General features: G+C 66.8%; 2 protein-coding genes and 1 pseudogene. 2 read left to right on the top strand and 1 reads right to left on the bottom strand.

Going from position 1 to position 3,223, the window contains the following annotated elements; translation table 11 throughout:
- Window positions 1-558: 558 nt before the first annotated feature.
- Window positions 559-767: pseudogene (locus tag G6038_RS31745) on the bottom strand (dihydrofolate reductase family protein); the annotation flags it as partial.
- A gap of 491 nt (window positions 768-1,258) precedes the next feature.
- On the opposite strand from G6038_RS31745, the gene G6038_RS30485 reads away from it, so the two are divergent.
- On the top strand, window positions 1,259-1,768 hold the full coding sequence (locus tag G6038_RS30485) for a hypothetical protein (protein ID WP_165042615.1): 510 nt from the start codon (window positions 1,259-1,261) through the stop codon (window positions 1,766-1,768).
- The gene (locus tag G6038_RS30480; protein WP_346772963.1) at window positions 1,765-2,406 is read left to right on the top strand and encodes an RES family NAD+ phosphorylase; all 642 of its coding nucleotides are present in this window, start codon (window positions 1,765-1,767) and stop codon (window positions 2,404-2,406) included. The genes G6038_RS30485 and G6038_RS30480 overlap by 4 nt, the downstream gene beginning before the upstream one ends.
- Window positions 2,407-3,223 lie beyond the last annotated feature (817 nt).

Here is a 3,223-nt window from a genome sequence, read left to right as displayed (position 1 = left end):
GGGTGGTGGAGCGGTTGCCGGTGTCCTCCCCCGAGGTGGGGGCCGGGATCGATGTGGTGGTACGGGGGTCTGCGGCATGCGTTTCCGCGGCACGCGGTAGTCGAGCAGCGGGTGGGTCAGGTGATCGTGCGCGCCGCCCGGCTGGATGCGGTCGGTGAGGCGGCGGCCGTCGACAGCCGCGTAGACGGTCGATGTCAGCGCTTCGGCGGGGCGTCAGGCTGGTCTGACTTGTACGCGTTGGCTGAGGGGGCTTGTCGAGCAGGTGGGAGCCGGTGTTCTGACGGGCCCGGGCAGCGTCAGGGTCGGCTGGCACACCACGGTGCGGGGGCGGGGGAGTATGTCGATGACTATGACGACGGCCTCGTCCGGGCCTGGACGTACCGGCCGCATTGTACCGAGGGTGTGATGGAACGCGCGCGGAGCGATCTGCACCGTAGGGCCGTCCGGGTTGTGAAGGCGGCCGCGTCGGGTAGGCGGGTTCAGGTGCCCGAGCGAGCCTGCGGCGGCATGCATTCCCTGCGGGTGGCTTGTGTGGCCGTTCCGGTCGGACCGGTGGGGGCCGCCGCCGGGCACGATCGGGGAGAGGTACAGGTGGTATTCGTCGATGAGCCCGTGGGGGATCGGTGAGGCCGCCAGGCCCGTGCCGCCGACCTCCAGGGCGCCGTCGCCTGTGGCTTTGAGTCTGCGGATTTCTTCGACGGCGTTCTCGCGGATCAGGGGTTGTTCCAGTGGGCCTCGGGGAGGGTGCGGGAGAAGGCGACCTTGGGACATTCCGAACCCGTGGATCGGTTTCTTCGTGGCGGGGTGGACCTTTGGTGTGCTGTGACCTCATCGGCTGATCGGTGTTGTTCGGTGTGCGGGGGGCGATACCGGGTCGGAGGCAGTTCCCGAGGAGGTGCTCGGGAGCTGTTCGCCGTATTCTCCGGAGCGTTCCTCGGCCTGGTGGTCCCCCTCGGTGGCGGGGTGTTTGGACTGTGTCGGCACCGTGCTGCCCGAGCTGTGTGCCGACGCGGGGCATCGACCGCTGTGACCAACCGTCCGATGTCGGGATCGGATCCGGTGGCCGGGCGCCGGCCGAACACCGGGTCCGGTGCGTGGCCGTCGACCGGCCGGGTCACTCGCGTGGTCGGGTGTGCTCAGGGGAGTCGGGCCTTGGTGTTCCCGTCGGAGTGTTGATCGTTCCTGGTGTGTGGAGCTGGACACTGCACCCACGGTTGACCTGCTTGACTTGACCTGCTTGACCGTGGACTATCAAGGTATGAGCACTCCACTGAAGAAGGTCGTCGACGACCAGCTGGACGCCAGCGGGATGGCCTCGGAGCCGCTCGACGACGACGACGCACGGTACGTGGCCGACCGGGTGCGAAACGTGTTGTCCGGCCTGAAGGCGCGCCGAGTCTGGGAAAAGCACATCGGCGCGATCCTGACCCACAGTCAGACCCTCGAGGTGACCGGCTGGTCGAAGCAGGCTCTCAGTCAGGCCGTCGGGGACCGCCGCGTGTTGCGCTTGACCGCCGAGGACGGCACCGCGGGCTACTGGTCGGGCGGATTTACCGAGACCGATCTCGGTTACCGGCCGATGCCCGGGATCAAGAACGTCCTGGCCGCCTGGGCTCACACCGACGTGGACCAGTGGACGATCGCCTCGTGGATGTCGAGCACTCAGCCCGAGCTCGGCGGCCGTACCCCGCGGCAGGGTCTGCTCGATGGTGACGTCGCGGAGGTCGAGAAGCTCGCACGGCAGGCATCGGAGCGGCTCGCTTCGTGAATTTCCGTCGCACACAACAACATCTTCAGTCGCCGCCGTCCCCGGATCAGCTCCGGGGACGGTTCCCTGAGACCGTCCTCGCCGCCCACACCACGATCTACCGCAGCCACACCGCACACCGGGGCCCCTGGTGGTTCAGCAACACCGGCGGTGGACGCTTCGATCTCACCGAATCCGTGGGAACCTGCTACACCGCCGAAACAGCGCTTCTGACCTTGCTCGAAGCGTGGAGCGGCATCGAGGTCATCCCGCGCCCGGAACTCGCCGGCCGGGACATCTCGACGTTGGCCGTCGGGAAGGATCTGCGTCTCGCCGATGCGACGTGCAACCGGGCGATCCGGTTCGGAGTGACGTCCGAACTGTTCACCACCACCGACTATCCACTGACCCAGCAGTGGGCACAAGCGTTACATGACGCGGGTTTCGACGGAATCAGGTATTGGGCGCGCCACGATCTGCAGCACGTCGACGCGTGCATCGCGGTGTTCGCGGCCGGCGGGGACCGGACCAGCACCGACGACGAGCCCACCGACTTCACGGTGCTGGGCACCGAGAATCTGCTCGAGCGCCCGGACCTGTGGGACGCACTGGAGACCGAGACCGGGATCGTGGTCCTCGACCTCCCCGGCAGCCTCTGACCCGTCCTCCCGTTCGGGCCGGTCGGAGGGCATACGGTCGATGACTATGGCCTTGCGTATCGCCCCGTGCCGATTCCGTTCCCGAGTCCGTCCTGAAGGAAGGGCGGCGGTGGTACTCGTGCCCCGACGTGCGTCGCTGGATGCACACCGATTTCCAGGTGGAAGGTCTCGTCGAACGCATGCCGTCCTCCGGGCTGGGGGCCGGCCGATACAGGCTGGCTTCGTGAGGATGGGTGGGGTTCGACGGTGCCGTGCTGATATGACACGTCCCGGTCTGGAGCCGGCGTGTGCGCCGGCGACGTGTGCTGCGGCGACGTGTGCTGCGGCGGTTCCGCGGGGGTGCCTCGCGCCGTTTCGGTGCCGGTTTTGCGCGGTTCTGCGAATTATGATGTGCTGCATCAATTGTCGGAATTACATTGTTCAGAGCGGCATTCTGGTTAGTTTGCACACAGTGAATTACTGTTGCTTCGTATTATATTGGTGGGTATCAAATTTCGTTCCTATGGATGCCGTGTCCCGTCTGGTGCTCGGTATGGTAGTGCGGGTACGATAGGTGCATGACGTCGGACCGGGTCGAGAGCAGTGCGACGGGGGCGGGCGCGACGCGCGCAGCGCGTCCCAGGCTTCCGGTGCTTGCTGATGCCGTTCTCAAGTTTGAAACCAAAAATGTTGGGGAACAACTATGTTCGATCTCAAGCGGAGCGCAGCGACGCGGGCGACGGCAACGCAGCTGGACCGCCATCGAGCCGCGCAGCGGCTCCCTGGCGGGGAGCGCAGCGACCCGCCCCGTTCCCCGGCGCGAAGCGCCGGGGGGAGC

This window comes from Rhodococcus sp. 14C212, from assembly GCF_011058195.1.
GTDB lineage: Bacteria > Actinomycetota > Actinomycetes > Mycobacteriales > Mycobacteriaceae > Rhodococcus > Rhodococcus aetherivorans.
Note: the sequence above shows the minus strand (reverse complement) of the source record. Positions and strands in the feature narration are given on the sequence as shown.